This window comes from Nocardia alba NBRC 108234, assembly GCF_001612665.1.
Taxonomy (GTDB): Bacteria; Actinomycetota; Actinomycetes; order Mycobacteriales; family Mycobacteriaceae; genus Nocardia; species Nocardia alba.
In genome coordinates this window covers 139,382-166,061 of the sequence record NZ_BDAX01000014.1, presented here as the reverse complement: position 1 = coordinate 166,061, position 26,680 = coordinate 139,382, and the positions used below count along the sequence as shown (strand labels likewise).

General features: G+C 67.8%; 29 protein-coding genes. 14 read left to right on the top strand and 15 right to left on the bottom strand.

Annotated elements, in window-relative coordinates:
• Positions 1-65 precede the first annotated feature (65 nt).
• Entirely contained in the window at positions 66-899 is an 834-nt protein-coding gene (locus tag NA12_RS16750) for a mechanosensitive ion channel family protein (protein WP_067451449.1), read from the top strand.
• 66 nt (positions 900-965) lie between these two features.
• On the opposite strand, the gene NA12_RS34650 is transcribed toward NA12_RS16750, so the two are convergent.
• The gene (locus NA12_RS34650; RefSeq protein WP_243654723.1) at positions 966-1,166 is read right to left on the bottom strand and encodes a DUF6401 family natural product biosynthesis protein; all 201 of its coding nucleotides are present in this window, start codon (positions 1,164-1,166) and stop codon (positions 966-968) included.
• Between the two features lie 9 nt (positions 1,167-1,175).
• Here NA12_RS34650 and NA12_RS34645 point away from each other — a divergent pair, with 9 nt between their 5' ends.
• The 3 genes from NA12_RS34645 to NA12_RS16735 all read left to right on the top strand — a co-directional run bounded on the left by NA12_RS34645 (position 1,176) and on the right by NA12_RS16735 (position 3,200).
• The gene (locus tag NA12_RS34645; RefSeq protein ID WP_243654722.1) at positions 1,176-1,478 is read left to right on the top strand and encodes a hypothetical protein; all 303 of its coding nucleotides are present in this window, start codon (positions 1,176-1,178) and stop codon (positions 1,476-1,478) included.
• Positions 1,468-2,760, top strand: coding sequence for an NtaA/DmoA family FMN-dependent monooxygenase (locus NA12_RS16740; protein ID WP_067451443.1), 1,293 nt, complete (start codon positions 1,468-1,470; stop codon positions 2,758-2,760). The genes NA12_RS34645 and NA12_RS16740 overlap by 11 nt, the downstream gene beginning before the upstream one ends.
• A gap of 122 nt (positions 2,761-2,882) precedes the next feature.
• Positions 2,883-3,200 (top strand): hypothetical protein, encoded by a 318-nt coding sequence (locus NA12_RS16735; RefSeq protein WP_067451440.1) that lies wholly within the window; start codon positions 2,883-2,885, stop codon positions 3,198-3,200.
• 1 nt (position 3,201) lies between these two features.
• Here NA12_RS16735 and NA12_RS16730 read toward each other — a convergent pair whose 3' ends face one another.
• On the bottom strand, positions 3,202-4,383 hold the full coding sequence (locus tag NA12_RS16730) for an acyl-CoA dehydrogenase family protein (protein WP_067451437.1): 1,182 nt from the start codon (positions 4,381-4,383) through the stop codon (positions 3,202-3,204).
• 98 nt (positions 4,384-4,481) lie between these two features.
• Here NA12_RS16730 and NA12_RS16725 point away from each other — a divergent pair, with 98 nt between their 5' ends.
• On the top strand, positions 4,482-5,624 hold the full coding sequence (locus NA12_RS16725; RefSeq protein WP_067451434.1) for a cystathionine gamma-synthase: 1,143 nt from the start codon (positions 4,482-4,484) through the stop codon (positions 5,622-5,624).
• 85 nt (positions 5,625-5,709) lie between these two features.
• Here the strand turns inward: NA12_RS16725 and greA are convergent, their stop codons facing one another.
• Together greA and NA12_RS16715 are read right to left on the bottom strand one after the other, a co-directional pair.
• Positions 5,710-6,201, bottom strand: coding sequence for a transcription elongation factor GreA (greA, locus tag NA12_RS16720; RefSeq protein ID WP_056813695.1), 492 nt, complete (start codon positions 6,199-6,201; stop codon positions 5,710-5,712).
• Positions 6,202-6,454: 253 nt separating this feature from the next.
• A complete protein-coding gene (locus NA12_RS16715; protein WP_067451431.1) occupies positions 6,455-6,919 on the bottom strand; it encodes a DUF4307 domain-containing protein in 465 nt (154 codons plus the stop codon).
• Between the two features lie 120 nt (positions 6,920-7,039).
• Between NA12_RS16715 and mca the strand changes: the two genes are divergently transcribed.
• Together mca and NA12_RS16705 are read left to right on the top strand one after the other, a co-directional pair.
• Positions 7,040-7,906 carry a mycothiol conjugate amidase Mca gene (gene mca / locus NA12_RS16710; RefSeq protein ID WP_132369686.1) on the top strand — a complete coding sequence of 289 codons (867 nt, stop codon included), beginning with the start codon at positions 7,040-7,042 and terminating at the stop codon, positions 7,904-7,906.
• Complete coding sequence (locus NA12_RS16705; protein ID WP_067451425.1) at positions 7,906-8,151, top strand: hypothetical protein; 246 nt, start codon at positions 7,906-7,908, stop codon at positions 8,149-8,151. Before mca ends, NA12_RS16705 begins: the two co-directional genes overlap by 1 nt.
• Here the strand turns inward: NA12_RS16705 and NA12_RS16700 are convergent.
• From NA12_RS16700 to NA12_RS16665, 8 genes are all read right to left on the bottom strand, one after another.
• Positions 8,148-8,342 (bottom strand): hypothetical protein, encoded by a 195-nt coding sequence (locus tag NA12_RS16700; protein ID WP_132369685.1) that lies wholly within the window; start codon positions 8,340-8,342, stop codon positions 8,148-8,150. The two genes, NA12_RS16705 and NA12_RS16700, sit on opposite strands and share 4 nt — an antisense overlap.
• 71 nt (positions 8,343-8,413) lie before the next feature.
• Positions 8,414-8,812: an NUDIX hydrolase gene (locus tag NA12_RS16695; protein ID WP_056816067.1), complete on the bottom strand. Its 399-nt coding sequence runs from the start codon at positions 8,810-8,812 to the stop codon at positions 8,414-8,416.
• Between the two features lie 75 nt (positions 8,813-8,887).
• The gene (gene eutC, locus NA12_RS16690; protein ID WP_084472820.1) at positions 8,888-9,805 is read right to left on the bottom strand and encodes an ethanolamine ammonia-lyase subunit EutC; all 918 of its coding nucleotides are present in this window, start codon (positions 9,803-9,805) and stop codon (positions 8,888-8,890) included.
• A complete protein-coding gene (locus NA12_RS16685) occupies positions 9,802-11,214 on the bottom strand; it encodes an ethanolamine ammonia-lyase subunit EutB (protein WP_067451419.1) in 1,413 nt (470 codons plus the stop codon). Before NA12_RS16685 ends, eutC begins: the two co-directional genes overlap by 4 nt.
• Before the next feature lie 45 nt (positions 11,215-11,259).
• Positions 11,260-12,687 (bottom strand): ethanolamine permease, encoded by a 1,428-nt coding sequence (eat, locus tag NA12_RS16680; protein WP_067451416.1) that lies wholly within the window; start codon positions 12,685-12,687, stop codon positions 11,260-11,262.
• 151 nt (positions 12,688-12,838) lie between these two features.
• Complete coding sequence (locus tag NA12_RS16675) at positions 12,839-13,216, bottom strand: DUF779 domain-containing protein (RefSeq protein ID WP_067451413.1); 378 nt, start codon at positions 13,214-13,216, stop codon at positions 12,839-12,841.
• Positions 13,216-14,733 (bottom strand): aldehyde dehydrogenase, encoded by a 1,518-nt coding sequence (gene adh / locus NA12_RS16670; protein WP_067451408.1) that lies wholly within the window; start codon positions 14,731-14,733, stop codon positions 13,216-13,218. The genes NA12_RS16675 and adh overlap by 1 nt, the downstream gene beginning before the upstream one ends.
• Before the next feature lie 114 nt (positions 14,734-14,847).
• A complete protein-coding gene (locus NA12_RS16665; protein ID WP_067451404.1) occupies positions 14,848-16,050 on the bottom strand; it encodes a transcriptional regulator in 1,203 nt (400 codons plus the stop codon).
• A 225-nt stretch (positions 16,051-16,275) separates the two neighbouring features.
• Between NA12_RS16665 and NA12_RS16660 the strand changes: the two genes are divergently transcribed.
• The 3 genes from NA12_RS16660 to NA12_RS16650 all read left to right on the top strand — a co-directional run bounded on the left by NA12_RS16660 (position 16,276) and on the right by NA12_RS16650 (position 19,135).
• On the top strand, positions 16,276-16,548 hold the full coding sequence (locus NA12_RS16660; RefSeq protein WP_067451401.1) for a type II toxin-antitoxin system Phd/YefM family antitoxin: 273 nt from the start codon (positions 16,276-16,278) through the stop codon (positions 16,546-16,548).
• Positions 16,545-16,949, top strand: a complete 405-nt coding sequence (locus NA12_RS16655; RefSeq protein ID WP_067451718.1) for a type II toxin-antitoxin system VapC family toxin — start codon at positions 16,545-16,547, stop codon at positions 16,947-16,949. Before NA12_RS16660 ends, NA12_RS16655 begins: the two co-directional genes overlap by 4 nt.
• A gap of 134 nt (positions 16,950-17,083) precedes the next feature.
• Positions 17,084-19,135, top strand: coding sequence for a thioredoxin domain-containing protein (locus NA12_RS16650; RefSeq protein ID WP_243654721.1), 2,052 nt, complete (start codon positions 17,084-17,086; stop codon positions 19,133-19,135).
• Between the two features lie 12 nt (positions 19,136-19,147).
• Here NA12_RS16650 and NA12_RS16645 read toward each other — a convergent pair whose 3' ends face one another.
• A complete protein-coding gene (locus NA12_RS16645; protein ID WP_067451390.1) occupies positions 19,148-20,629 on the bottom strand; it encodes an adenylate/guanylate cyclase domain-containing protein in 1,482 nt (493 codons plus the stop codon).
• Positions 20,630-20,744: 115 nt separating this feature from the next.
• Positions 20,745-21,410 carry a PAQR family membrane homeostasis protein TrhA gene (trhA, locus tag NA12_RS16640; RefSeq protein ID WP_243654720.1) on the bottom strand — a complete coding sequence of 222 codons (666 nt, stop codon included), beginning with the start codon at positions 21,408-21,410 and terminating at the stop codon, positions 20,745-20,747.
• Positions 21,411-21,660: 250 nt separating this feature from the next.
• On the opposite strand from trhA, the gene NA12_RS16635 reads away from it, so the two are divergent.
• The 3 genes from NA12_RS16635 (at position 21,661) to NA12_RS16625 (ending at position 24,297) form a co-directional block, all read left to right on the top strand.
• On the top strand, positions 21,661-22,440 hold the full coding sequence (locus NA12_RS16635) for an isoprenyl transferase (protein WP_067451385.1): 780 nt from the start codon (positions 21,661-21,663) through the stop codon (positions 22,438-22,440).
• A 39-nt stretch (positions 22,441-22,479) separates the two neighbouring features.
• On the top strand, positions 22,480-23,046 hold the full coding sequence (locus NA12_RS16630; protein WP_067451381.1) for a hypothetical protein: 567 nt from the start codon (positions 22,480-22,482) through the stop codon (positions 23,044-23,046).
• Positions 23,047-23,175: 129 nt separating this feature from the next.
• Positions 23,176-24,297, top strand: coding sequence for a hypothetical protein (locus tag NA12_RS16625; protein WP_067451375.1), 1,122 nt, complete (start codon positions 23,176-23,178; stop codon positions 24,295-24,297).
• Positions 24,298-24,319: 22 nt separating this feature from the next.
• Here NA12_RS16625 and coaA read toward each other — a convergent pair whose 3' ends face one another.
• Entirely contained in the window at positions 24,320-25,252 is a 933-nt protein-coding gene (gene coaA, locus NA12_RS16620) for a type I pantothenate kinase (RefSeq protein WP_067451370.1), read from the bottom strand.
• 199 nt (positions 25,253-25,451) lie between these two features.
• On the opposite strand from coaA, the gene NA12_RS16615 reads away from it, so the two are divergent.
• Positions 25,452-26,663 carry a DUF885 domain-containing protein gene (locus NA12_RS16615; protein ID WP_067451364.1) on the top strand — a complete coding sequence of 404 codons (1,212 nt, stop codon included), beginning with the start codon at positions 25,452-25,454 and terminating at the stop codon, positions 26,661-26,663.
• Positions 26,664-26,680 lie beyond the last annotated feature (17 nt).

Below are 26,680 nucleotides of genomic sequence, written 5' to 3'. Positions count from 1 at the left end.
AACTGCCACGAACAGTGCAACGGCAATTCGGCCGGGCTGATCGGAATGAGCGAAAGGATTGGGCCGTGGATACCTCCGTCATTGCGATAGATTTCCAGCAGGGCTTGACCGACGCGTGGAGTTCGGTAGCGCAGTTCGTCCCCAAGGCGGTGGCCTTCATCGCCATTCTCATCGTCGGCTGGATCATCGCGAAGGTAGTCGCCAAGATCGTGAACGCGGTGCTGGAACGGGTCGGATTCGACAAGCTGGTCGAACGCGGCGACCTGCGGAAAGTGATGTCCCGCAGCAAATATGACCCTTCCGACATTATCGCCAAGATCGCCTACTACGCGATTCTGCTGATCGCATTGCAGATCGCTTTCGCGGTGTTCGGGCCGAACTCGATCAGCGCGCTGCTCACCAGCATCGTGGCGTGGCTGCCCAAGGCGATCGTCGCGATCGTGATCGTGGTGATCGCCGCGGCGATCGCGCACGCGGTGAGCGATCTCGTCTCCAACGCACTCGGCGGGCTGTCCTACGGGCACCTGCTCGGCCGGATCGCGGCGGTGTTCATCTGGGGTATCGGCATCATCGCCGCTCTGAACCAGATCGGTGTCGCGACCTCGGTGACCACTCCGGTGCTGATCGCCGTGCTCGCCACCATCGGCGGCATCCTGGTGGTCGGTGTCGGTGGCGGCCTGGTCAGGCCCATGGAGCAGCGCTGGAGCAATTGGCTGGGCAGCCTGGAATCGGAGATGCCCGCGATGAAAGGGCATGCCCAGGCCTACCAGCGTGGACGTGAGGACGCCGCACGTCAGGGCGAGCGGGTGGCGCCGAGCGCGGCCGAGCAGGCGCGGGTCATGCCCGGCGGGAGCTACCAGGGCGGCGAGCCGGGTTGGGGTGGCGAGACGCCTCGGTAAGCGGCACACGTCGGCGCACCGTCACCTGAGGGTGTCGGTGCGCCGACGTATGTCGAGCCGCGGCGATCAGTCGATGGCGTACGCGCACACCGCGGCGAGGCGCAACTGCAACCAATCGGCGGCGTGCCAACTGTCCGGCGCGCCCGCGAGGAATCCGTCCGGTAGTTCGGCGAAATGATCGAGCAGTCCGCTGACATATCCGGCGAGCAGAATGGCACGGGGCACCCGCGCCGCATCGTCGACACCGAGATCGAGAATGTCACGCACTGCGGCAGCGTGCTGGTCCAACTGTGCGGACAGCGCGGGCGCGACCGCGGCGACGGCGGCCGCTGGTGCTCCGAACTCGGCGTGCAATTGCTGCAATTGTCGTTGCGCCGAAAGTTCGAGCAACGCGGGACCTGGCGCAAACATAACGATATGGTAGCAATTTATCCACCGGTGATGAAATTGGATAACTTCAAGATCGACGACAGTGATGGCGAATGCATAGCGAACAACACCGCGTTCGATCGAATTCCGTTGAGCGCAACCATGGTCGCGCTCGGAACGCCCTGCTGGACTGTCGAGTATGGGCAGTGAACGTCGGAAATTGAAGACCGTTACCGGGGTCAGCGGATCGCGTGATGTGTACGCCGCGGCGCTCGATCCGACCCGTTCCACGCTCGAGGAAGGGATCCGGATCGCCCGGATCGCGCAGGAGAACAAGATCGGTGCGATCTTCGCGGCGGACCTGCTCAGCTTCGGCGCCCAGGGGGCCATCGGCGCGCAGGAACCGCTGATCCAGCTCGCCGCCCTCGGCGCGGTGACCACCGACGTCGGCCTGATCGCCACCGTCTCCACAACCTTCCATCACCCGTACAACCTGGCCAGGCTCTTCGGCACGCTCGACCACATCAGCAACGGCCGCGCGGCCTGGAACGCGGTGACCTCCTCGCTGGGCGAGGAGAACTACGGGGACGGCGACCTGCCGAGTCCGGAGCAGCGCTACGCGCGCGCCACCGAATCCATCGAGGTGGTCAACGCGCTGTTCGACAGCTGGCGCCCCGGCGCGCTGCGACCGGACGGCGCCGGGGGAGTGACGCTCGACGATTCACTCGTGCGGCCGGTCGACTACGCCGGACAGCATTTCTCGGTTCGCGGCCCGCTGAACATCCCGCCGCTGCCGCAGGGCAGGCCGGTGCAGTTCCAGGCCGGTCAATCCGCGGGCGGCGTCGAACTCGGCGCGCGATTCGCGGAGGTGGTGTTCACCTCGCTGGCCACGCTCGAGGACGCGATCACCTACACGAAGAAGATCCGCGCCCGCGCCGCCGAGTGGGGCAGGCCGAACGGGCTTCCGCTCATCTTCAGTTCCTTCCACGCCACCTACGGCGCGACGGAGCAGGAGGCTCGCAGACTGGTTCGTGAGGCCGCCGAGGCCACCGACTTCGACGCGGGGCGCCGTCAACTGGCCGACATGCTGGGTGGCGGTATCGACCTGTCCGAGCTTCCGTTGGACAAGCCGATCCCGGAAACACTGTTGCCGCAATTGGATTCGGTGCACCGACGGCGCGGCCGGGTCGAGATCTTCGGCAAGCTCGCCGCCTCGGGCGCGACGCTGCGCGAACTTGTCATCGCCGCCAAGGACACCGGCCACTGGGCCGCGGCGGGCACGCCGGAACAGCTGGCCGACGCGATCGAGGAACGGTATCGGGCCGATGTGCTCGACGTGATCTCCCTCGGCGGGTTCACCGACGGGCGCACCCACGATTTCGTCGTCAACGGTCTGTTGCCCGAGCTGCGTCGCCGGAAGTTGCTCGATACCGACTATCTGGGCGGCACCTACCGCGAGAATCTGGAACTGCCCGCGCCGACGAGGACATAGCCGACGAGAGGTGATCGATACCGCCGAGTTGCGCGAACCGGGCGTCGAATGGACTCTGAATGGGTATAACCGTCACAGAGGCAACTTTCGGCAAACCAGCTCGGCGAGCGAAGGGATCCGCAGTGCAGGTCACCGACCCGGTCGTGCATCTGTTCGGCATGAGCACGGTAATCGCGGCTAGCGCCGCATATTCGGCGCAGGCCGGGATCGTGGGCGCTTGGCGCCGCTCGCCCTACGCGCCGCTGCTCGGTCGGCTCGCCGCCGCGATCTTCTTCGGCTGCGGCGGTGTGGCCGGTTCGACGGTTCTCGGCATTCCCGCAGCGATCACCGTGCCGATCGCGCTGACCGTGCTCACGGTCGTGCTCGTGGTGCTCGCGGCCGCCTTCGCCGGGGGCGCGCTCGAGCCCGCGCCGAGGCCGGGCCTGTCGCCCGGAACCTGACCTACCGGAACGCGTTGGCGTCGGTGAGTGCCTTGCCGATGACCAGTTGGTGCACCTCGGCGGTGCCCTCGTAGGTGAGCACCGACTCCAGGTTGTTGGCGTGGCGCAGCACCGGGTAGTCGAGGGTGATGCCGTTGGCGCCCAGGATGGTCCGGCATTCGCGAGCGATCGCGATGGCCTCGCGGGTGCTGTTGAGTTTGCCCGCGCTGATCTGCTCGCCGGTGATCTCGTGCCGATCCTTCAACCGGCCCAGGTGCAGCGCGAGCAGGTGCCCCTTGCCGAGTTCGAGCGCCATGTCGGCCAGTTTGGCCTGGGTGAGCTGGTAGCCCGCGAGCGGCTTGTCGAAGACCTCGCGGGTGCGGGCGTAGTCGATCGTCGCGCGCAGGCAGTCGCGTGCGGCGCCGAGCGCACCGAAGACGATGCCGAATCGCGCTTCGCTCAAGCACGCCAGCGGCGAACCGAGACCTCGCGATTCGGGCAGCACGGCATCGGCGGGCAGCCGCACGTCGTCGAAATCCAGCGCGGCGGTGAGCGATGCGCGCAGCGACAGCTTGCGATGGATCTCACGAGTGGTGAAACCCGGTGTGCCGGCGGGCACCAGGAAGCCGCGCACCCGTGGCTTGTCCGTGCCTGGCTCGTCCGCGTAGGCCCAGACGACGGCGACATCGGCGACCGATCCGTTGGTGATCCACATCTTCGACCCGTTCAGGATCCAGTCGTCGCCGTCGCGTCGCGCCCTGGTACGCATCCCGCCGGGGTTGGACCCGAAGTCGGGTTCGGTGAGCCCGAAGCACCCGATCACCTCACCGGCCGCCATCGCGGGCAGATACTGCTGCTTCTGCTCCTCGGAACCGAAGAAGTGGATGGCGGTCATCGCCAGCGAGCCCTGCACCGACACCATGCTGCGCACGCCGGAGTCGACGGCTTCGAGTTCCAGGCAGGCGAGCCCGTACTCGGTGGCCGACGCGCCCGCGCAGCCGTACCCGTCGAGGTGCATGCCGAGCAGCCCGAGCTTGCCGAGCTCCGGCGCGATCTCGCGGACCGGGAAGGTGGCGTTCTCGAACCAGTCGGCGAGGTGTGGTCGCAGCCTGCGTTCCCCGAATCGCGCCACCGTATCGCGGATTTCGCGCTCCTGCGCCGACAGCAACGGATCGATGGCGAACAACTCTTCGACAGTGACCATGCCGTGAGCTTAACCGCAGCACCAGGCCCGAAACAGACACTTCGACCAGGGCCGCACCCCCGCGATCACACCGGGACGCGGCCAACTAGTCTGGGGTGATGAGTGAGCTGGGATTCTCCACCAGGGCCGTGCACGCCGGATACGAACCCGATCCTCAGACCGGTGCGGTCAACGTGCCCATCTACGCGAGCTCGACCTTCGCCCAGGACGGCGTCGGCGGTATGCGCGGTGGCTACGAGTACGCGCGCACCGGCAACCCCACCCGCACGGCGCTGGAAGCCAACCTCGCGGCCCTCGAATCGGGCAGCTTCGGACGCGCTTTCGCCTCGGGTATGGCGGCCACCGACTGCGCGCTGCGCGCGATGCTGCGCCCCGGCGACCACATCGTCATCCCCGACGATGCCTACGGAGGCACCTTCCGGCTCATCGACAAGGTCTTCAGCCAGTGGGGCATCGAGCACTCGCCCGCCCACATCGCCGACCTGGACGCGGTGCGCGCGGCCATCCGGCCCAACACCAAGCTGGTGTGGATCGAGACGCCGACCAACCCGCTGCTGAGCATCGGTGACATCCCCGCGCTGGCCGATATCGCCCACGAGGCCGACGCGAAGCTGGTGGTGGACAACACGTTCGCCACCCCGTACCTGCAGCAGCCGTTGTCGCTGGGCGCCGATGTGGTGCTGCACTCGACCACCAAGTACCTCGGCGGTCACTCCGATGTCGTCGGCGGCGCGCTCATCACCAACAGCGCCGACCTCGACAAGGACTTCGCGTTCCTGCAGAACGGCGCGGGCGCTGTCCCCGGACCGTTCGACGCCTTCCTCACCCTGCGCGGCATCAAGACCCTGGCCGTGCGCATGGAGAAGCACTGCGACAACGCCGAGGTCATCGCGGAGTTCCTGACCAACCACCCGGCCATCTCGCAGGTCATCTACCCCGGTCTGCCCACGCATCCCGGCTACCAGATCGCGCAGAAGCAGATGCGCCGCAGCGGCGGCATGATCTCGGTGCGCCTGGCCGGTGGCCGGGAAGCGGCACTGAAGTTCTGCTCGCGGACCGAGATCTTCACGCTGGCCGAATCGCTGGGTGGTATCGAATCGCTCATCGAACACCCCGGTGCGATGACCCACGCCAGCACCGAGGGCTCGGCACTGGAGGTTCCCGCCGACCTGGTCCGGCTCTCGGTCGGCATCGAGGACATCAGCGATCTGCTCGCCGATGTCGAGCAGGCGCTGAGCTGAACAGGACCCGACACACATGACGAAGCGGCCGCATCCGGATATCGGATGCGGCCGCTTGCGTTCGGGTTCTGAATGTTCAGCGAGATCAGCTGTGGTACGGCTCCGCGCTGACCAGCGTTACCTTCATGGTGTTGCCGTTGGGGAGTGTGTACTCGCGGGTCTCGCCCACCTTGGCGTCGATCAGCGCGCCGCCCAGCGGCGAGTTCGGCGAGTAGGCCTCGAGGCCGGTGGCGCCGAGTCCCTCTTCGCGGGTCGCGATCAGGAAGGTCTCGGTATCGCCCTCGTCGCCGTCGTAGTAGACCGTGACGACCGAGCCCGGCAGCGCCACACCGGATTTGGTGGGGGCGACGCCGACCTTGGCGTTGTTCAGCAGTTCCTGCAGCTGGCGGATGCGCGCCTCCTGCTGACCCTGCTCTTCGCGCGCGGCGTGGTAGCCACCGTTCTCCTTGAGGTCGCCCTCTTCGCGGCGCTCGTTGATCTCGGCGGCAATGACCGGACGGTTGGCAATGAGCGAGTCCAGCTCGCCCTTGAGCCTGTCGTGCGACTCCTGGGTAAGCCAGGTCACATTCTCGGTCATCTCGATCACTCCCTAGTAGTTGTTCCCGGCGTACCGGGATTCCCTGAAACCGGCGCGAAACCTCCCGGAGGAGGGCATGCACCAGCCCGACGGCTGGAGCGATCCTGGGGGTGAACCCGATACCCACAAACAGCACCGCTGGCCGCCAATGCAGCAAACACGGCTCCGAACCCCGGAACCGTGTATCAGACCATTTTAGCATGTCCCACAAATATGCAGGTCAGGCTAGTCAGGCGGGCTATTCGGCGCTGCTCTACCGGTCGCTGACGCGCAGGTAGTCGGGAATCTGGTCGCTGCAACCATAAATATCGCCCGCCGACGGGCGGGCCGAGGATTTCACCGTGGTGGCCACCTGCACGCTGGTCGAGTCCGAGCCCGGCACGAGTACTTCGCGGCGCCCCACCTCGGCGCCGTCGCGGTCCATCGCCCGCACGAAGCAGACCACGGCCTGCTGTGGGTTGTCGCGGGTGACCTTGATCCGCACGTCCAGGGTGGCGTCGTCGACGACCACGTAACCCAGCTGTTCGGTCTCGATCGCCTTCGGGCCGTATTTCTGGAACCCGAGATAGGCCACCACGAATCCCGCCGCCACCACGCCGACACCGAGCAAAACCATCAGCCACAGGCGACGCGCAGGTGGTTTCGTGCCGTATCGATCGGCGTGTCGCGCTGCTGCGGCGGCCGAGGTCGCGGCGGAGTCCGGTGCGGGCTCGGTCATCGGTTTCGCGCTCCCGGGGGTGGTCGGAACAAACAGGGGGTCGGATGGAACTATAGGTAACGACATCTGACACCCGCGAGCGAGAGCGACGGTGAACGAGAAGTGAGTGGCCTTCGCCTCATGGCAGTGCACGCCCACCCCGACGACGAATCGAGTAAGGGCGCCGCGACGACCGCCAGGTACGCCGCGGAAGGCGTCGAGGTGCTCGTCGTGACGTTGACCGGCGGCGAGCGCGGCAGCATTTTGAACCCGGCCATGGACACCCCCGGTGTGCTGGACCGGATCAACGAGGTCCGGCGCGAGGAGATGGCCGCGGCCGCCCACGCGCTCGGCGTGCGCCAGCACTGGCTGGGCTTCGTGGACTCCGGCCTGCCCGAGGGCGACCCGTTGCCGCCGCTGCCGGAGGGCTGCTTCGCGCTGGTGCCGCTCGAGGAGTCCACCGAGGCGCTGGTGCGCGTGATCCGCGAGTTCAAGCCGCAGGTGATCACCACCTACGACGAGAACGGCGGCTACCCGCACCCGGACCACATCCGCTGCCACGAGGTCTCGATGGCCGCGTACGAGGCGGCGGGCGATCCGACGAAGTTCCCCGACGCGGGCGAGCCGTGGACGCCGCTCAAGCTCTACTACGACCACGGCTTCAGCATGAAGCGCCTGGAAGCGTTCTCCGCGGAGTACGAGCGCATCGGTGAACCGTTCCCGCTGCAGGAGTGGCTGGACCGGATGAAGCAGTACACGCAGGCGCGTGGCGACATCATGGGTCGCGTCACCACCCAGATCGAATGCTCCAAATACTTCCCCCAGCGTGACGACGCACTGCGCGCTCACGCGACCCAGATCGACCCCAACGGCGCGTTCTTCGCGATCCCGTTGGAGATGCAGCAGCGGCTCTGGCCGACCGAGGAGTTCGAATTGGCCAAGACGCGCGTATCCACCGCTATCCCGGAGACCGACCTGTTCGCCGGCATCGAGGACAACGACCGGTGATGTTGGTCTACCTCGCACAGCAACCGACGGGCCCCGAGTTCGGCAAGGCCTCCCCGCTGGGCCTGCTGGTCATCCTGATCCTGCTGGCAGGCACGGTGCTGCTGGTCCGCTCGATGAACAAGCACCTCAAGGGCCTACCCGAAACCTTCGAACCCGAGCATCCGGAACCGGATCAGAAGGCCGACGACGGCACCGAGCCCGGCGCGATCACCGTCGAGGAATCCGAACCGAAGCAGAGCACCTAACCCGCCGCGGCGAGGTCGGCGACGAGTTCGCCGACCAGGTCGCGCGCGGTGGCCGCGTGTTCGGCCACCGACCGTGACGCGCCGCCCGCGCTCAACTCGATCATCGTGTTCATCAGGCCGAACAACGCGATGAGCTGGCGTAGGGCGGCACGGCGCTCGGACACTGTCATCGGCGCGGCGGATGTCGGCATGTTCACAGGTATGGGATCGCTGCCGTCGAGAGGTTCGTTTCGGTCGCTACGCAATCGACACCGTCCGCGAACTACCAGTCGATGAGGTCGAGTTCGTGCAGGCGCCGGAACACCATCATCGAGCCGGGCGCGACGTGCTCCATCGCGGCGTATTCGCTCACGGTGAAGTAGCGGAATTCGGCGATCTCGCCGGTGGCGAAGGGTTCTCCGGTGAGTTCGGCCCGGAAACAGGTCATGTGCAGGCCGGTGTTGCGGCGGTGGCCGAAGGCTTCGGCCTCGAAGACGCCGAACTCGGCGACTCCGGCCAGGCCGACGCCGAGTTCTTCCTCGATCTCGCGATGTAGCGCCTGTAATGGAGTCTCGCCGGGGTCGATCTTGCCGCCCGCCATGTAGAAGACATCCTTACCTTCGGGACGCGTCTGAATCAGCCTGCGGTCGCGGACATGGGCGAGGGCGGCGGTGCGGATCATGAGGATCACTCTAGGGAGCGATCGTCCCCGTCTTATGTCGAACGTGCTCCTCATCACTCTGGTGTCTGGGTCAGCTCATGGGGGAGGGGCGGTCAGGGTTTCGGTGGTGCCGAGCGACTCGGTGCGCGAGGTGTCCTTGAGGTCGACTCCCGAGCGGCCGAGGGCGCGAGCACCCGCGACCAGACCCGCCACCACACGGGCGGCGTCGGCGTAGGCGAGACCGTCGGGCGGATGGATATTGGAGACGCAGTTGCGTTCGGCGTCGGCGCGGCCGGGTCGGGGCAGATGGGTGAGGTAGATGCCGAGGCTGTCGGCGACCGAGAGGCCGGGACGCTCGCCGATCAGGACCAGGACCGTGCGCACGCCCATGGCTTCGGCGATATGGTCGCCCAGCGCCACTCTGGCCTGGGTGGCGATCACCGGCGGGGCGAGGGTGTAGTCGTCGCCGAGTTCGGCGGCCACCGCGGCGAGCAGGCCGGGCGCGTGCTCGGACAGGGCGCGTGGCGACAGGCCGTCGGCGAGGACGATGCCGATGTCGGCGCCGGAGTTCGCGATCGTGGTCAGGTCGTCGGGCAGTCTGCCGAGGTCGGGGCGGCGCAGGTATTCGGCGCGATCCGCCGCCCGGCTGGTGACGGCGACCGGTGCGCCGAGCCCCGCCGCGGTGATCTGCTCGATGAGGGCCGCGACGTCGAGGGGTAGGTGCACCGCGTCGCGGGCGGCGGCGTGTGCGGCGCGCAGGGTGAGGACCTCGGCGGTCGGTAGTGCGTCACCGGTGCGGCCGAGTCCGATCCTGGCCTGGGTGCTGCCGCGCAAGTCGCGCCAGAAGTCTTCGCCCGTGCCCGCTTCGGCAGTGCCGAGATCTGGAACTGGTTGCGGTACAGCAGGTTCGGACTCGACCGGGGGCGGCCCAGCCTCGGCTGCGTCGGTAGTGCGCTCCAGGTCGGCGTCAGCGGGGTGTGCGTTCGGTTCGGGTGCCGAGTGACGGGCGCTCATCGGGATGCCGTCAGGGCTCGCAGGGGAGAGGACAGCGGTTCCACTTGTCGCACACGGCCGTTCGCGTCCAGCATGCCGAGGCCCGAGAGCCAGGCCTCGAATTCCGGTGCGGGGCGCAGGTTCAGGACCTGGCGGGCGTACAGGGCATCGTGGAACGACAGGCTCTGGTAGCCCAGCATCACGTCGTCGGCGCCGGGAACCGTGATGACGAAGGCGCAACCGGCCGCGCCGAGCAGGGTGAGCAGGGTGTCCATGTCGTCCTGATCGGCCTCGGCATGATTGGTGTAGCAGACATCCACGCCCATCGGCAGGCCGAGCAACTTGCCGCAGAAGTGGTCCTCGAGGCCCGCGCGAATGATCTGCTTGCCGTCGTAGAGGTACTCGGGTCCGATGAAGCCCACGACGGTGTTCACCAGCAGTGGTCGCAGATCCCGGGCCACGGCATAGGCGCGCGCCTCGAGGGTCTGCTGGTCCACCGGCCGATCGCCCACGCCCAGATGGGCGTTCGCGCTCAGTGCCGACCCCTGCCCGGTCTCGAGGTACATCACGTTGTCGCCGACGGTGCCGCGCCGCAGCGATCGCCCCGCCTCGTTGCCCTCGCGCAACAGCGAGATGTTCACGCCGAAGCCGGTATTGGCGCCCTCGGTGCCCGCGACGGACTGGAATACCAGGTCCACCGGCGCACCCGCCTCGATCAACCCGATGGTCGTGGTCACGTGCGAGAGCACGCACGACTGGGTCGGGATGTCGAAGCGCGATCGCACCTCGTCGAGCAGGTGCAGCAGCTCGGCGGTGGCCCGCGGCGAATCGGTGGCCGGGTTGATCCCGATCACCGCGTCGCCACAACCGAGCAGCAGACCGTCCAGGGTGGCGGCGGCGATCCCACGCGGATCGTCGGTCGGGTGATTGGGTTGCAATCGCGTACTCAACCGGCCGGACAGGCCGATGGTGGTGCGGAATCCCGCGGTCACCTCGGCCGCCCCGGCCACCGCGATCAGGTCCTGATTGCGCATGATCTTGCTGACCGCGGCCACCATCTCCGGCGTCAGCCCCGGCGACACCGCGGCCAGCGTCGCCGCCGCATCCTCGGTCGCGGTGACCGCGAGCAACCAATCCCGCAGCCCGCCGACCGTCAGGTGCGCGATCGGCCCGAAGGCCACCCGGTCGTGACCGTCGATGATCAGCCGGGTGACCTCGTCGGTTTCGTACGGTACGAGGACCTCGTTCAGGAACGTGACGAGCGGCAACTCCGCCAGCGCCCACTGCGCCGCGGCGCGCTCGGCATCGGTGGCGGCCGCGCATCCGGCGAGTTCGTCGCCGCTGCGCAGGGGCGTGGCCTTCGCCATCAGGTCGATCACGCCGTCGAAGGTGTAGGTTGTGACGCCGATTGTGCTGCGGTACACGGTCATCGGGTCCCTTTCGCGAGAATCTGTCGGCCGACGAATCCTCCGGCGCTACTCCAGTTCGGATTCCGCCTCGGCGATGGCCGCGAACTCCTCGTCCGGCGACTTCGCGACCAGGTGTTTGCGACTGTAGAGCCCGAAGTAGGCCATGAAGGCGACGAACACACCGAGGGTCCACAGGGCGGCCGTCGGGTCGACCAGGAAGGTCGCGGCCACCGACGCGGCCGCGATGACCAGTGCGAAGGCCGTGGTCACGATGCCGCCGGGGGTGCGATACGGGCGCGGCATGTTCGGTTCGCGCTTGCGGAGCACGATGTGGCTCACCATCATCAGCACGTAGCTCAGCGCCGCGCCGAACACGGCCATGTTCAGCAGCATCGCGCCCTTGCCGGTGAGCGAGAGGGCGAAGCCGATGATGCCGGGCACGATCAGCGCCAGCATCGGCGCCTTGCGGGAGTTGGTCACCGACAGGACCGTCGGCAGGTAGCCGGCGCGCGAGAGCGCGAAGGTCTGGCGGGAATAGGCGTAGATGATCGAGAAGAAGCTGGCGACCAGACCGGCCAGGCCGATGTAGTTGACCACCTTCGCCGCCGAGCTGTCGCCCAGCGCTTCCACGAGGGGGTTGCCCGAGGCGGACGCGCTCTGGGCGCCGAGCGCGCCGGTCACGAGGAACAGCACCGCCGCGCCGGTGACGCACAGCAGCAGCATCGCGACGATGATGCCCTTCGGCACGTTCTTCTCCGGCTCGCTGGCCTCCTCGGCGGCCAGCGGAACGCCTTCGACGGCGAGGAAGAACCAGATCGCGAACGGGATGGCGGCCCAGATGCCCAGATAGCCGAAGGGCAGGAACGACGACGATCCGGTGGCCGTGGGATCGGCCGCGATGTCGGTCAGATTGGCCATGTCGAATCGGCCGACCGCCGCGAAAGCGAAGATCGCCAGACCGACCAGCGCGATCGCGGTGATCACGAACATCGCCTTGAGCGCCTCGCCCGCCCCGGCCAGGTGGATGCCGATGAACAGCGCGTAGACCGCCAGATACACCCACCAGCCGTCGGTGATCCCGAACAGGTTCAGCGACTCCACATAGGCGCCGATGAAGGTGGCGATGGCCGCGGGCGCGATCGCGTACTCGATGAGAATGGCTGTGCCGGTGGCGAATCCGCCCCACGGGCCGAGCGCGCGCCGGGCGAAGGTGTAGCCGCCGCCCGCTGCGGGCAGCGCCGAGGACAGTTCGGCCATGCCGAGTACCATCGCCAGATACATCGCGGCGATCACGATCGTGGCGATCAGCAGACCGCCGAATCCGCCCTCGGCGAGACCGAAGTTCCAGCCGGAGAAGTCGCCGGAGATCACATAGCTCACGCCGAGACCGGCGAGCAGCACCCAGCCCGCCGAGCCCTTGCGCAGGGTGCGTTTGGCGAGGTAGTCGTCGACCGGTGTGTCCCCACCGGTGGCGGGGCTGATTTCTGTACTCACGTGCGAGCTCCTCGTCAACAGACAGATGCGCGTTCGACCGGCCACAGTGCTCGTCGAGGATTGCAGAATGCTCGATGTCTGTTACGGCGGTGGATCCGTCAGGTCAGCGGTGCGTATCGAGCACCGCTGACCTGCGCGGACGAGTTTCGGGCTACCCGGTGGGTGGCGGCTGCGCCTCGAGCGCGGCCGCTTCCTCGTCGGTGAACAGACGTGAGCGGATCAGGAATCGCACGCCCTCGGGAGCCTCCAGGGAGAACCCGCCGCCGCGTCCCGGCACCACATCGACGGTGAGATGGGTGTGTTTCCAGTACTCGAACTGGTCGGCGCTCATCCAGAACGGGGTATCGCCGGGCAGGTACCCCAGCAGCACGTCCGAACCGCCGACCCGGAATTCCCCACGCGGGTAACACATCGGCGAGCTGCCGTCGCAGCAACCACCGGACTGGTGGAACATGACCGGGCCGTGCTGCCCGGTCAGTTCCCCCAGCAGCGCCGCGGCCTTCTCGGTGAGGCCGACACGCTGCACCATCAGAAGAAGCCGAGCTTCGTCGCCGAGTAGCTGACCAGGATGTTCTTGGTCTGCTGGTAGTGATCGAGCATCATCTTGTGGTTCTCACGTCCGATGCCGGACTTCTTGTAGCCGCCGAACGCCGCGTGCGCGGGGTAGGCGTGGTAGCAGTTGGTCCACACCCGACCCGCCTTGATGCCGCGGCCGAGGCGGTAGGCGGTGTTCATATCGCGCGTCCACACGCCCGCACCGAGACCGTAGAGGGTGTCGTTGGCGATCGAGAGCGCCTCCTCGGTGGTGTCGAAGGTGGTGACCGCGACGACGGGGCCGAAGATCTCCTCCTGGAACACACGCATGTCGTTGCTGCCCTTGAAGATCGTCGGCTCGATGTAGAAGCCGTCGGACAGCCCGTCCACGCTGCGGACCGCGCCGCCGGTGAGTACCTCGGCGCCCTCCTTCTTACCGATGTCGATGTAGGACAGGATCTTCTCGAACTGATCGTTGCTGGCCTGCGCGCCGATCATGGTCGCCTCGTCGAGCGGGTTGCCGCTGATGATGGCCTTGGTGCGCTCCACACAGCGGGCCATGAACTCGTCATAGATCGACGAGGCGATCAGCGCGCGCGACGGACAGGTGCACACCTCACCCTGGTTGAGGGCGAACATGACGAACCCTTCGATCGCCTTGTCCAGGTAGTCGTCGTCGGCGGCCATCACGTCGGGCAGGAAGATATTGGGGCTCTTGCCGCCCAGTTCGAGGGTGACCGGGATGATGTTCTCGCTGGCGTACTGCATGATCAGCCGGCCGGTGGTGGTCTCGCCGGTGAACGCGACCTTCGCCACGCGCGGGCTCGACGCCAGGGGCTTGCCCGCTTCGACACCGAAACCGTTGACCACGTTGAGAACTCCCGGCGGCAGCAGATCCGCGACGAGTTCGACGACCTTCATGATCGAGGCGGGGGTCTGTTCGGCGGGCTTCAGTACCACCGCGTTTCCGGCGGCCAGCGCCGGCGCCAGCTTCCAGGTGGCCATCAGAATCGGGAAGTTCCACGGAATGATCTGCGCGACAACGCCGAGCGGCTCGTGGAAGTGGTAGGCGATGGTGTCCTTGTCGACCTCGCTGAGACCGCCCTCCTGCGCGCGCAGCACGCCGGCGAAATAGCGGAAGTGGTCGACCGCGAGGGGGAGATCGGCCGCCAGGGTCTCGCGGACCGGCTTGCCGTTGTCCCAGGTCTCGGCGACGGCGAGCGCCTCGAGATTGGTTTCGATCCGGTCGGCGATCTTGTTGAGGATGTTGGCGCGCTCGGCGGCCGAGGTTTCACCCCAGGCGGGTGCCGCGCGGTGGGCGGCGTCGAGCGCAAGTTCCACATCGGCGGCGCTCGAGCGGGCGATCTCGCAGAACGGCTGCCCGTCCACCGGGGAGGTGTTCTCGAAATAGCGGCCTTCCACCGGCGGGATCCACTTGCCGTCGATGAAATTGTCGTATCGCGGCGCGTAGCTGACGATGCTGCCCTCGGTGCCCGGCTTGGCGTAGATCATGTGCGGTGGCTCCTCGCTGATTCCGGTGAATCGTGACGCCCATCACTATCCCTGCTCAGGGTTGATGAAACGTTGAAGAGGTGACTTTTAGCGGAGGCGCGCCGAGAACGGGCACTATGCGCGCAATGCGCTGTGCAGGCGTGCGGTGGCTACGGCGCGGCGCGCGTCGCGGGCGGGGAGCAGGGTGAGGGCGTGTTCGTGGACGGCGATGTCGTCGGGGGCGCGATCGCCGTATGTCAGTGCGTGATTCGCGTCCGGGCTGTTCAGTACCGCGTTGCGCATGGCGACTTCGAGGTAATCGCGCCATGCGGTGATGCCCGGTGTCTCCGAATCGGGAAGCAGCGGACCGTGATACAGGCGAACGGCGGTGTCGAGGTCGCCTCGCTCGATGGCGCGCAGCACGTCGACGGCGTCGCAGGACAGGGGTGTGGTGAAACGGTAGACGCGACTGGTGATGTCGCCGCCGGTGGCGCGGCGCAGATACGACATCTCCGATTTCAGGGTGCTGGCGCCGACCGCGCGATCACCGTAGACGGCGTAGTGCAGGCGCTCGTGGCTGTAGCCGTCGTCGTCGAGGGCGAGCAGGGTCAGGATCTCGAGGTGGCGTGGCCGCAACCGGATCTGCTGACCGTCGCGCATCAGCCGACCGGTGCCCAGGCTGGTGAGTCGCATTCCCCGTGGCTCGGGCGCGGCGGCGGGCAGTTTCGATTCGATGGCGCTGGTCAGCGTGCGCACGGTGGCCATGGCCAGCGGGTGCGACCGCTGCCAGGTGGTGGACAGGTCGAGTACGCCGAGCAGGGTGCCGTCGGCGGCGCGGATCGGCGCGCAGTAACAGACCCAACCGTGCAGTGCCGCAACGAGATGCTCGGCCGAGAACACGGTGTGCGGTTGGTCGGTGCGCAAAGCCAGCGACAACGCGTTGGTCCCCATGTGCGCCTCGTCCCACCGGCCACCGGGCGCGAAGTTCACCTGCTCGGCCCGCCTGCGCATGACGGGCCCGCCGTAGGACCACAGGATCGTCCCCGAGGCATCGGTGACCGCCGCGACGTACCCGGCGTCATAGGCGACGCTGTGCAACTGCTCTTTCAGCTCGGTAACCGGCCCTCGCAACGCGGACTCCGCCCACCGCGGCCCGATATCGGTCTCGCTGACCGGCGCGTGCCCGCGCCCCGGATCCACCGTCCGCAACGACCGCGACCAGGACTGCGCCACCTCGGTCCGCACCCCGGCCCCCGAAACCCCGACGCCACCAGGCACCCACATCGCCCACTCCCGCTCCAGCGCGGCCCGTCGCGCGGAAAGCGTGAGCTGGGTCATCTCGGGGGTCTTCCTATTCAATGAACTGGACGGGGTTCTGCTTTCATCATGCCCCAGCCTCCGGCGCTGAGCAGCCGATTCGCGAGCTCGAGCGACCGCAACCGGGAGGTGGATTCACCTCCTCGACTACCGAGCCGCTGTGTCTACGCGCGGCCGCCGACCTTCGGTTTCGAGGTGTACGCCCGCCTGTAGCGCAATGTAGCGCATAGGGCTACGCTGGTGGACATGAGGCAGATCAGCCAGCGCGAACTGCGGAACAATTCGGCGGCGGTCATGGACGCGGTGGAGGCGGGCGAGACCATCCGGGTCACACGCAATGGCGTCGTGATCGCGGAGGTTCGACCGGTGAGCCGTCGGCGCAGGCATAGTGCCGCAGAGTTGGTTGCGCGCCATCGTGCGTTGCCGCGCGTGGACTACGCGCAGATGCGTCAGGAGGCGGACGAGTACTTCGGTTCGGAAGATCGGATCGGCGACGACGACCCATGGGGTGGACGGTGAGCAGCCGTCATCCCGTTGGAGTTCTGGATACCTGCACCTACATCGATCTGTACGAGCTCGACCCACAGGATTTGCCGGAGATACCCGAGATCACCGCAATCACGCTGGCAGAGCTGAATCAAGGCGTCGCGATGGCAAAGAACCCGGTCGCCCGTGCGGAGCGCTCCGAGCAACTCGGCGCGGCGATAATGGAATTCGACCCGATGCCTTTCGACGAGGCCGCCGCGACGCGGTACGGAACCCTGGTCGCTCTGACGATCGCCGCTGGACGCGACCCGCGTCCGCGACGGATGGATCTACTGATCGCCGCGATCGCCTCCGCCAACGATCTGCCGCTGTATACGCGCAACGCGGCGGACTTCAAGGGCTTGGAATCAATGCTCGAGATCGTCGCGCTCTGAGCTGAGACAGGCCTGCCGACCCTCGCTGGTCGCCGCGCCGAGGCCCCGGCTGAATGATCCGCTGACGCGGAAAGGGTGGCGAACCCGACACTGGGCACGCGACCTGTGCGCATCGCGTGTGGCAGGGTGGAACTGTGAACCGATTGGCCGGTGCGACCTCGCCCTATCTGCGTCAACACGCCGACAACCCCGTCCACTGGCGGGAGTGGGATGCCGACGCGTTAGCCGAGGCCGCCGAGCGGAATGTGCCGATTCTGCTCTCGATCGGGTACGCGAGCTGCCACTGGTGTCATGTGATGGCTCACGAGTCCTTCGAAGACCTCGCCACGGCCGAGCAGATGAACGCCGACTTCGTCTGCGTGAAGGTGGATCGGGAGGAGCGCCCCGACCTCGACGCGGTGTACATGAACGCCACCGTGGCCATGACCGGGCAGGGTGGCTGGCCGATGACGTGCTTCCTCGCGCCCGACGGCGCGCCGTTCTACTGCGGTACCTACTACCCGAAGCAGCCGCGCGGCGGCATGCCCTCGTTCACGCAGTTGCTCAGTGCGGTGACCGAGACCTGGCGCGATCGGCGCGACGACGTGGACAAGGCCGCCCGGCAGGTCACCGAGGCGCTGCGGGCTCAGGCGTCGGGACTGCCCGCCGCCGAATTCACTATCGCCCCTGATCTTCTCGACCGGGCCGTGCCCACGATCCTCGCCGACGAGGACGCCACGAACGGGGGATTCGGTGGGGCACCGAAGTTTCCACCGTCGGCATTGCTGGAAGGACTGTTGCGGCACTGGGAGCGCACCGGCGACCAGGCGGTGTTCGATGTGGTCGAGCGCACGGCCGAGGCGATGGCGCGTGGCGGGATCTACGACCAGCTGCGCGGCGGGTTCGCGCGCTACTCGGTCGACGCCGGATGGCTCGTGCCGCACTTCGAGAAGATGCTCTACGACAACGCCCTGCTGCTGCGCGCGTACGCCCATCTCTCGCGTCGGGCACCGACTACCACACTGGAGTCGTTGCCGCACAGGGTAACTCGGGAAACGGTCGAGTTCCTGCTCGGCGATCTCGGCACGGCGCAGGGCGGTTTCGCCTCCGCTCTCGACGCCGACACCCACCTCGAGCCGGGCGGGCCGGGGGTCGAAGGCGCGACCTATGTGTGGACGCCCGCCGAGTTGATCGGCGAACTCGGCCCGCTCGACGGCATGTGGGCCGCCGACGCTTTCGGCGTGACCACCGGCGGCAATTTCGAACAGGGCACCTCGGTGCTCACCCGGCGCAGCGATCCCGTCGACGCCGAACAGTCATCGCGGTTGGATCGGTTGCGCGCCCAGCTCTTCGAGGCTCGCGCCCAGCGCCCCCAGCCCGCCCGCGACGACAAGGTGGTCACCGCCTGGAACGGCATGGCCATCACCGCGCTCGCGGAATCCGGTGCGGCACTGGAAGAACCGTCCTGGGTCGCCGCCGCCGTGCGCTGCGCCCGCTACCTGCTCGATGTCCACCTCGTCGCGGGCAGGCTGCGCCGCGCCTCCCTCGACGGGGTCGTCGGCACCCCGCCGGGCGTCCTCGAGGACTACGCCTGGTTCGTCACCGGTCTGCTCGCCCTCTATCAGGCCACCGGCGAACCCGACTGGCTCGCCGCCGCGCAACTGTTGCTGGACAACACGATCGAGCACTTCGCCGACCCCGACCGTCCCGGCAGCTGGTTCGACACCTCCGACGACGCCGAGACACTGGTGGCTCGCCCCCGCGACCCCGTCGACGGCGCTACCCCCTCCGGCGCCTCGGCCTTGGCCGAAGCTCTGCTCACCGCCTCGGCGGTCGCCGAGCCCGACCGCGCTCTGCGCTACCGCGAACTCGCCGACCAGACCCTCGCCCTCGGCGCGATCCTGCTGGCCCGTGCGCCCCGGACCGCGGGCAACTGGCTCTCCGTCGCCGAAGCCGCCGTCCGCGGCCCCTACCAGGTGGCGATCGCCGCCACCGAGAAATCCGCCACCACCATGGAACTGCTGGCCGCGGCCCGCGCGTCGGCACCGGGCGGCTCGATCATCCTGGCCGCCCCGCCGAACACCACCGCGCTGCTCACCGACCGACCCCTCGTCGGCGGCGCACCCGCCGCGTACGTCTGCCGAGGCTCGGTCTGCGATCTCCCGGTCACCGATCCCGACGCCCTCACCGCTTCGCTGTTGCGCTGACGACCCGGCATCTCACTTTCTCGGTGCGATGTCGGTCCAGGTCCGGGTGCGGCCGGGGATACCGCGCAGGCGTAAGTCCTTGTAGCGCTTCCACTTGGCGCGTTCGGCTGGGGTCGCGGCCTGCCAGACCGAGTCGCTCACCAGGACGCGCCGCGGCGCTTCTTTCGCCACCGTCGTGAGGCGGGCGGCCGCGTTGACCGCGTCGCCGATGACGGTGAATTCGAGGCGGGTGTCGGCGCCTACGTCGCCCGCGAAAACCTGGCCGCGGGCGACGCCGATGCCCACGTCGAGTTCGCCGGTGGCCACGACTTCGTCGCGGATGCGGCGGGCCGCGCGCAGGGCCGGGGTGGCGTTGTCCTGGAGGGCGGAGGGGGCGCCGAAGATGCACAGGGCGGCGTCGCCGGCGAATTTGTTCACCAGGCCGCCGTTGTCCTCGGTGGCCGCTACGACGGTGGCGAGCAGCCGGTTGAGTTTGTGGACGAAGTCCTCGGGGGCCATTTCGGCCGAGAGCTGCACCGATCCGGTGACGTCGACGAACAGCGCCGAGACGATCCGCACATCACCGGTGAGGTCGCTGCTGCCCGACAGCGCGCGTTCGGCCACCGTGGAGCCGACATGTCTGCCGAAGACGTCCTCGGTGTGCATCTGGTCGCGCAGGGTGGCGGCGAGTTCGTTGACGGACTGTTCGAGGCGGCCGATCTCGCTCGCGCTGCCGACGGGCACCCGCACGTCGAGTTCGCCGCGGGTGATCCGGTCCAGCGCCCGGTACATCGTGCGCATCGGGGTGGCCACCGAGCGCGCGAGCAGTGCGGTGGCGAGGGCGCCGACACCGAGCGCGACGATCGAGAACAGCCACGCCGCGCGCACCCGATCGGAGGCCGGGGTGCTGCTGTCGGTGAGGACGACGATGATGATCAGCCCCGGCAGCGCACCCGAGACCGCCCAGGTGACGAGCACGCGCACCAGCACGGTCGAGCTGGGATGCACGGTCGGCCCGAGCACCGCGGTGATGATCGGCACCGCGGGGCGGATCAGGCGGTCCAGGATCAAATAGACCGCGCCCGCCGCTTCCAGCCCGCCGAGAGCGAACCCGGCCACCAACACGGTGATGTTGTGATAGTCGGTGAACCGGTCGACGAGCCACACGGTCAACGCGACGCCCGGTGTCCACAGGATGATCGCGCGCACGGTGATCGCGGCGGGCAGCCGGATCAGGACTCGCGCTTCCTCCGGCGTCGGTTTGCGGTTGTCGTCGAGCCAGCGCATGTATCGGCGCCGGTCGTAGAGCGCGATCCCGATTCCCAGGGTGAAGGCGAGTGTCGGATAGATCAGGATCAGCAGCGCCGCGTCACGCCAGTCGTCGCCGATCCGGCTGAAGACGCCACCGGCCCAGCTGATCAGGAAGATGGCCGTGACCCCGACCAAATTGGCGGTGATGACCACCAGCGCGAGTCCCCAATAGGACCGTAGCGCCCACCGGACCAGCCGGTTCACCGCGCACGCCCGTTCGCGGCGCCCGAGGACGCCCGGGCATCACTAGTTGCGCTGACGGGTGACACGACTACCGAGCATAGAAGGCGGGCGGGTGGACGCCGCGCGCACGCGCCGTTCAGCCGAGCACGACCAGCCAGATCGCGATGTAGTGACACAGCGCCGCGACCACCGTCGCGGCGTGGAAGAACTCGTGGTGCCCGAAGTCGGGCCACGGGTTGGGCCACTTGGTCGCGTAGAGGACAGCCCCCACGCTGTAGATCACGCCCCCGATCGCGAGCAGCACCAGCGGCGCCACGCCCACGTTGCGCAGCAGCTCGGGCGCCACCGGCACGATCGCCCACCCCAGCAGCAGATACAGCGGCACCCCCACCCACGCGGGCGCGGTCGGCCACAACAGTTTCAACGCGACCCCGGCGATGGCCCCCGCCCACACCACGACCAGCAGGATCTGCCCGGTCCGCCCGGGCAACCCGAGCAGCGCGAACGGCGTGTAACTCCCCGCGATGAACAGGAAGATCATCGAATGATCGGCCCGCTTCATCCGCACCCGCGTCCGCACACTGGCCCAGGTAACCCGGTGATACACCGCGCTGACCCCGAACAGCGCACACACCGAGATGCCATAGAGCAACGTCGACCACCCGGCCGTCAACGAGGTCCGAAACCCGAACACCACGAGCACCGTCACCGCGACAGCGGCGACCCCCACCGCCCACGTATGAATCCACCCCCGAAACCGCGGCTTCACCACAGTGGCGATCTCAGCCAGAACGTCGTCCACGAATCCTCCCGCGCCAAAACCTACGGTACCGTAGGTTACGTGCCCAACCGTACGTCAAATCCCCGTATCAACACCACAAACGTGCCCCTGGCCACACAAAAACCCGACCAACTGATCTCGCGAGAACATGGGTAACTCCCCAACCACCCCACAACCCGACCCCGCCCTCACCGCCGGCCCGGCACGCGACTCGCGGCCTACTCGCGACCGGCAAAATACTCGGGGAGGCGGGCAAGCGTAGGGTGCGGGCGTGGAGTTTCTTGGTCGGGTGCGTGGATTGCCGTACCGCATCTACGAAGCCAGGCTGTCGCAGCAGCTGACTGACAAGCAGCACCCTCGCCACGTCGCCGTCATGTGCGACGGTAATCGACGCTGGGCGCGCGAGAACGGGTTCACCGATGTGAGCCACGGACATCGCGTCGGCGCGCTGAAGATCGCCGAGCTCGTCGGCTGGTGTTCCGACGAGGGCATCGAGATGGTCACCGTGTATCTGCTCTCCACCGAGAATCTGCGCCGTGATCCCGACGAGCTGGAGACCCTGTTCGAGGTCATCACCGATGTCGTCGAGGAACTGTCCGCTCCGGAGCAGAACTGGAGCGTGCGGATCGTCGGGTCGCTCGAGGGTTTCCCCGAGCTGATCGCCAAACGTCTGCGGGTGGCCGCCGAGCGCACGAGCGGGCGCGACGGCGTGCATGTGAATGTCGCGGTGGGCTATGGCGGACGCCAGGAGATCACCGACGCGGTGCGCTCGCTGGTGCGCCAGGAGATCGCCGCGGGCGAGTCGGGTGAGGATCTGGTCCAGTCGATCACAGTCGACGCGATCGGCCAGCATCTTTACACCTCCGGTCAGCCCGACCCGGATCTGGTGATCAGAACCTCTGGTGAGCAACGACTTTCGGGGTTCCTGCTGTGGCAGAGCGCCTATTCGGAGATCTGGTTCACCGAGGCGTATTGGCCCGAGTTCCGGCGTGTCGATTTCCTGCGCGCACTGCGGGATTACGCCGCGCGGCACCGCCGTTTCGGCGTTTGATGGCCTGTTCTGCTGGAGCGGTCGCGTACTCTGCCGTCAGTGGAAACCGAACAGCCTTCTTACATCAGCTATGAGGAATTCGGCAGGCGTTTCCTGGAATACGCCGTTTCCGAACAGCGCATCGCCGACGCGTTCGGTCAACTCACCGGGGCCGCTTTCGATTTCGGACCGATCGGGGTGGGGCCGGGTCGGCTGGCGAAGGTCACCGCGCAGGTGGAGCTCGGACAGCCACGTATCGTGCGTTTCGTCGACGCGTTCATCTCGTTCGAGCTGACCATCCCGCTGCACGTGGATCTGGTGCTCGACCTGGCGGTCGACCGGTCGCTTTTCCGGGTCGACGGCGCCGTGCATCTGCATCTCACCGCGCGCACCGCCGACCCGCTGCGGGTGGTCATCGATATCGCCGAGCCGCGTCCGGGTGATGTGCGGGTCAATGTCGCCGCCAGCTCCAAGCGCGGTGAGTTGCTGCGGGTGCTGGCCAGCGTCGACCACGAGATCCGCCGGTTCGTCGCCCGGTATGTCGCGCAGGAGATTCGCAAGCCCGAGATCGCGGCGGTCCGCGATATCGACGTGGCGACCAGGCTCGACGCGGCCTGGAAGTTGTAGCGGAGCAGGCCCGATCCCGACCGGGCGTACCCGCGCGATCGCTGCGGTCGTGTCGGGCGGCTGCGGTGACTGTGTCTACTAGGCTCTGCGCGAGACCGATCCCGACGACACATTGCAGGGGTGTGAGCTGTGGGAATTGCGACGAAGGCGAGCGGATGGCGGGCGCGGATCGCGGTGCTCGGCGCGGCGGCGGTCGTCGCGGGCTGCGGTGGGGTGGACCAGCCCGCGCCGCCACGACTGACGCCCGCCGAGGAGCAGCAGGCCGCCGGGGGCCCGGTGTTCGCCTATCGCACCGACGCCGAGCTGGCGGTGGTGCGCGGCGGCGAAACCGTGCGGGCGCCGGGCAGTTTCGGTTATTCGTCGGCCGCGGTGGCGTTCACCAGGGACGGGCACTACGCCTTCGCGGTGGAGAGCAGCAGCAAGACGTTGGTCGCGTTGGGTGTGCGCGACCGGTCGGTGACCCGCATACCGTGTGACTGCGTCAACGCGGTGGCGTTGCGCGGTTCGGTGGTCGGCTGGTGGCGGGAGCCGGGCGAGATCATGAGCATGGACCTGGCCGGTTCCGAGCCCGCCGCGCCCGAGCGCGAGATCGTCCTGCCGGACTCGCCGAGTCCGCTCACCGGTGGTGGGTGGGGCGGCGCCGAACTGGTGGCGGCCACCGACGAGTTCGTGCTGCTGGCCCGGGTGGAGTCGCGCGGGCTGTGGTGGGAGAAGAGTCACCTCTACGCGATCGGCGCCGATGCCATCCTGCCGCTGGGTCGCGTGCCCGGCATCGACGCCGGACTGTCGGCCGCCGCCGGACCCGATGGGCACACCTTCGTGCTGGCCGGGACCACCGCGCGCAGCGCGACCTGCGGCAGCGCCAATGTGGCGACCATCGACGCCACCACCAACGGCGCCCGGTCCATGCCGACTCTGCCGGGTGAGTGCTCGGCGGCCTACAGCCCGCGCTGGACCGCCGACGGTTCGATTACGATCGCCACCCGCAAGTGGGCCGATGTCGCGGGCGCGCCGAGCATGGTCGACCGGATGCAGTTGGCGGCGCAGGGGTGGGCGCCGGTCGGGGAGTACCCGGTGGTCGACATGCTCCCGCGCAAACAGGCGCAGGAGCCGATGCTCGAGGTGGTGGCCGGTGAGCCCACCGACGCGCGCGGCACCCCGCACGGGGTCTTGGTCGTCCACCAGGGCGAGGACAGTACGGAAGTGGCGACGCAGGTGGTCTCGTTGGGCTCGCCGACGGCCACCGGCTGAGCGGTGTCGACGCGCGAGCCGATCAGAGTTTGCGCAGCCGTAGCCTGTTGATCGTGTGGTCGGCGTCCTTGCGCAACACCAGGGTCGCGCGGGGGCGCGTCGGCAGGATGTTCTCCACCAGGTTGGGCCGGTTGGTGGAGTGCCAGATTTCGCGGGCGGCGGCGGTGGCCTGGTTGTCGTCGAATGCCGCGTAGTGGTGGAAGTGCGCATCGGGGTCGGCGAAACCGGTCTTGCGCAACGCGAGAAAGCGCTGCACGTACCAGTTCTCGATGTCCTCGATGCGGGCGTCGACATAGATGGAGAAGTCGAACAGGTCCGACACCATCAGGCGCGGACCCGTCTGCAGTACGTTCAGGCCCTCGACGATCAGGATGTCGGGCTGACGGACACAGTGCTTCTCGTCGGGCACGATGTCGTAGGACTTGTGTGAATACACCGGCGCGCACACCTCTTCGGCGCCCGACTTCACCTCGGTGACGAACCGCAGCAGCTTGCGCCGGTCGTAGCTCTCCGGGAAACCCTTGCGGTGCATGATGCCGCGACGAATGAGTTCGGCTGTGGGATAAAGGAATCCGTCGGTGGTCACCAGATCGACCCGGGGATGGTGATCCCAGCGGGCCAGCAGGGCCTGCAGCACGCGCGCGGTGGTGGACTTGCCCACCGCGACACTGCCCGCGACCCCGATCACGAACGGCACCTGCTTGTCGGGATGCTTCTCGCCGAGGAAGGTGGCGGTGGCGGCGAACAGCCGCTGCCGGGCGGCGACCTGGAGGTGGATCAATCGGGCCAGCGGCAGGTAGACCTCGGCCACCTCGTCGAGGTCGATCTGCTCGCCCAGGCCGCGCAGGCCGGTGAGCTCGTCCTCGGTCAGTACCAGGGGAGTCGACTTGCGCAGCGTGCGCCACTGGCTTCGATCGAACTCCACATAGGGGCTCGGTTCGCTCATCCGTGCCACCTACCCGACCCTCCGTCCAGGCGCATCCGCACAGCTTGGCTGCCCGTCTGGTGAGATCCGGGATAACTCTGACCGCATAGCGAGATTGTGCTCCGTGCTCGCCGTCCGTGCGCAACAGGGGGTTTGCCTACTGGTCGGTAACCAGTGATAACGCCGAGGTAAGACGCCATTTCCCGGCCGACCACGTAAGGTCGGGCGGATGGGGTCACATCCACTTGTCACCGAATACCTGCGCCTGGGTTTGGCTTTCGATCGCCTCGAAGAGGGCTTCGTCGACGCCTACACCGGCGACCCGCGATTGCGCCGCGATGTCGAGAACGCCGCCGTTCCGGTACCCGCCGAGCTGGCCCGGCGCGCCGCCGAGCTGCGCGTCGCCCTGCCCGATGCCGGGCTCTCGGCCGCGCGCACCGAATTCCTCGACGCCCACCTGGTGGCGATGGAATGCTCGGCCCGCAAGTTCGCCGGCGAGCAGATCGGCTTCGTCGACGAGGTCCGCGCCTACTTCGACGTCGACATCGCCCCCGGCGACCCCGACGACTACCGCGAAGCGCACCGGCAGATGGACGAGGTACTCGGCGGCGACGGCCCGCTGGCCGAACGAGCGGCCGCCTACCGTCGTGGTGACGAGATCCCCCCGGAAAAACTCGCCGCCTGTGTGGAAGCGTTCTCCAGCGCGCTGCGCGAGCGGGTGCGCGAACGCTATCCGCTGCCCGACAACGAACACGTCACCTACGAGGTCGTCGGTGACAAGCCGTGGTCCGGCTTCAACTACTACCTGGGCGATTTCGCCTCGACGGTCGCGATCAACTCCGATCTCAAACAGCACATGGGCAATCTGCCCGCGCTCATCGCGCACGAGGCCTACCCCGGTCATCACACCGAGCACTGCCGCAAGGAGGCGGGACTGGTCGCGGCGGGCGAGGACGAGCAGACACTGTTCCTGGTGAACACCCCGCAGTGCCTGATGGCCGAGGGGCTGGCCGATCTGGCCCTGCGCTCGATCGTCGGGCCCGGCTGGGGTGTGTGGGCACAGGAGATCTACGCCGACCTCGGCCTTCGTTTCGACGGTGAACGGGCCGAACGCTTCTCGACCGCGTCGGCGAAATTGCTGAACGTGCGTCAGGACGCCGCGTTGCTGCTGCACGATCAGCATCGCGGCGAGGACGAGGTGGCGCTGTTCCTGCAGCGGTGGATTCTGGCGACGCCGGAACGGGCGCGTCAGTCGCTGCGTTTTCTGTCCTCGCCGCTGTGGCGGGCCTACATCAGCACCTATGTGGAGGGTTACCGGCTGCTCGGTGGATGGCTCGACGGCGCGGTCGGCGACCAGGATCGGGTCGAGCGGTTCGGGCGTCTGCTCGACGAACCGCTGACCCCGGGGGCGATCCGGCGGATGGGTGTCGCCGCCGGGTGAGGGCGCGACTGCCGGGG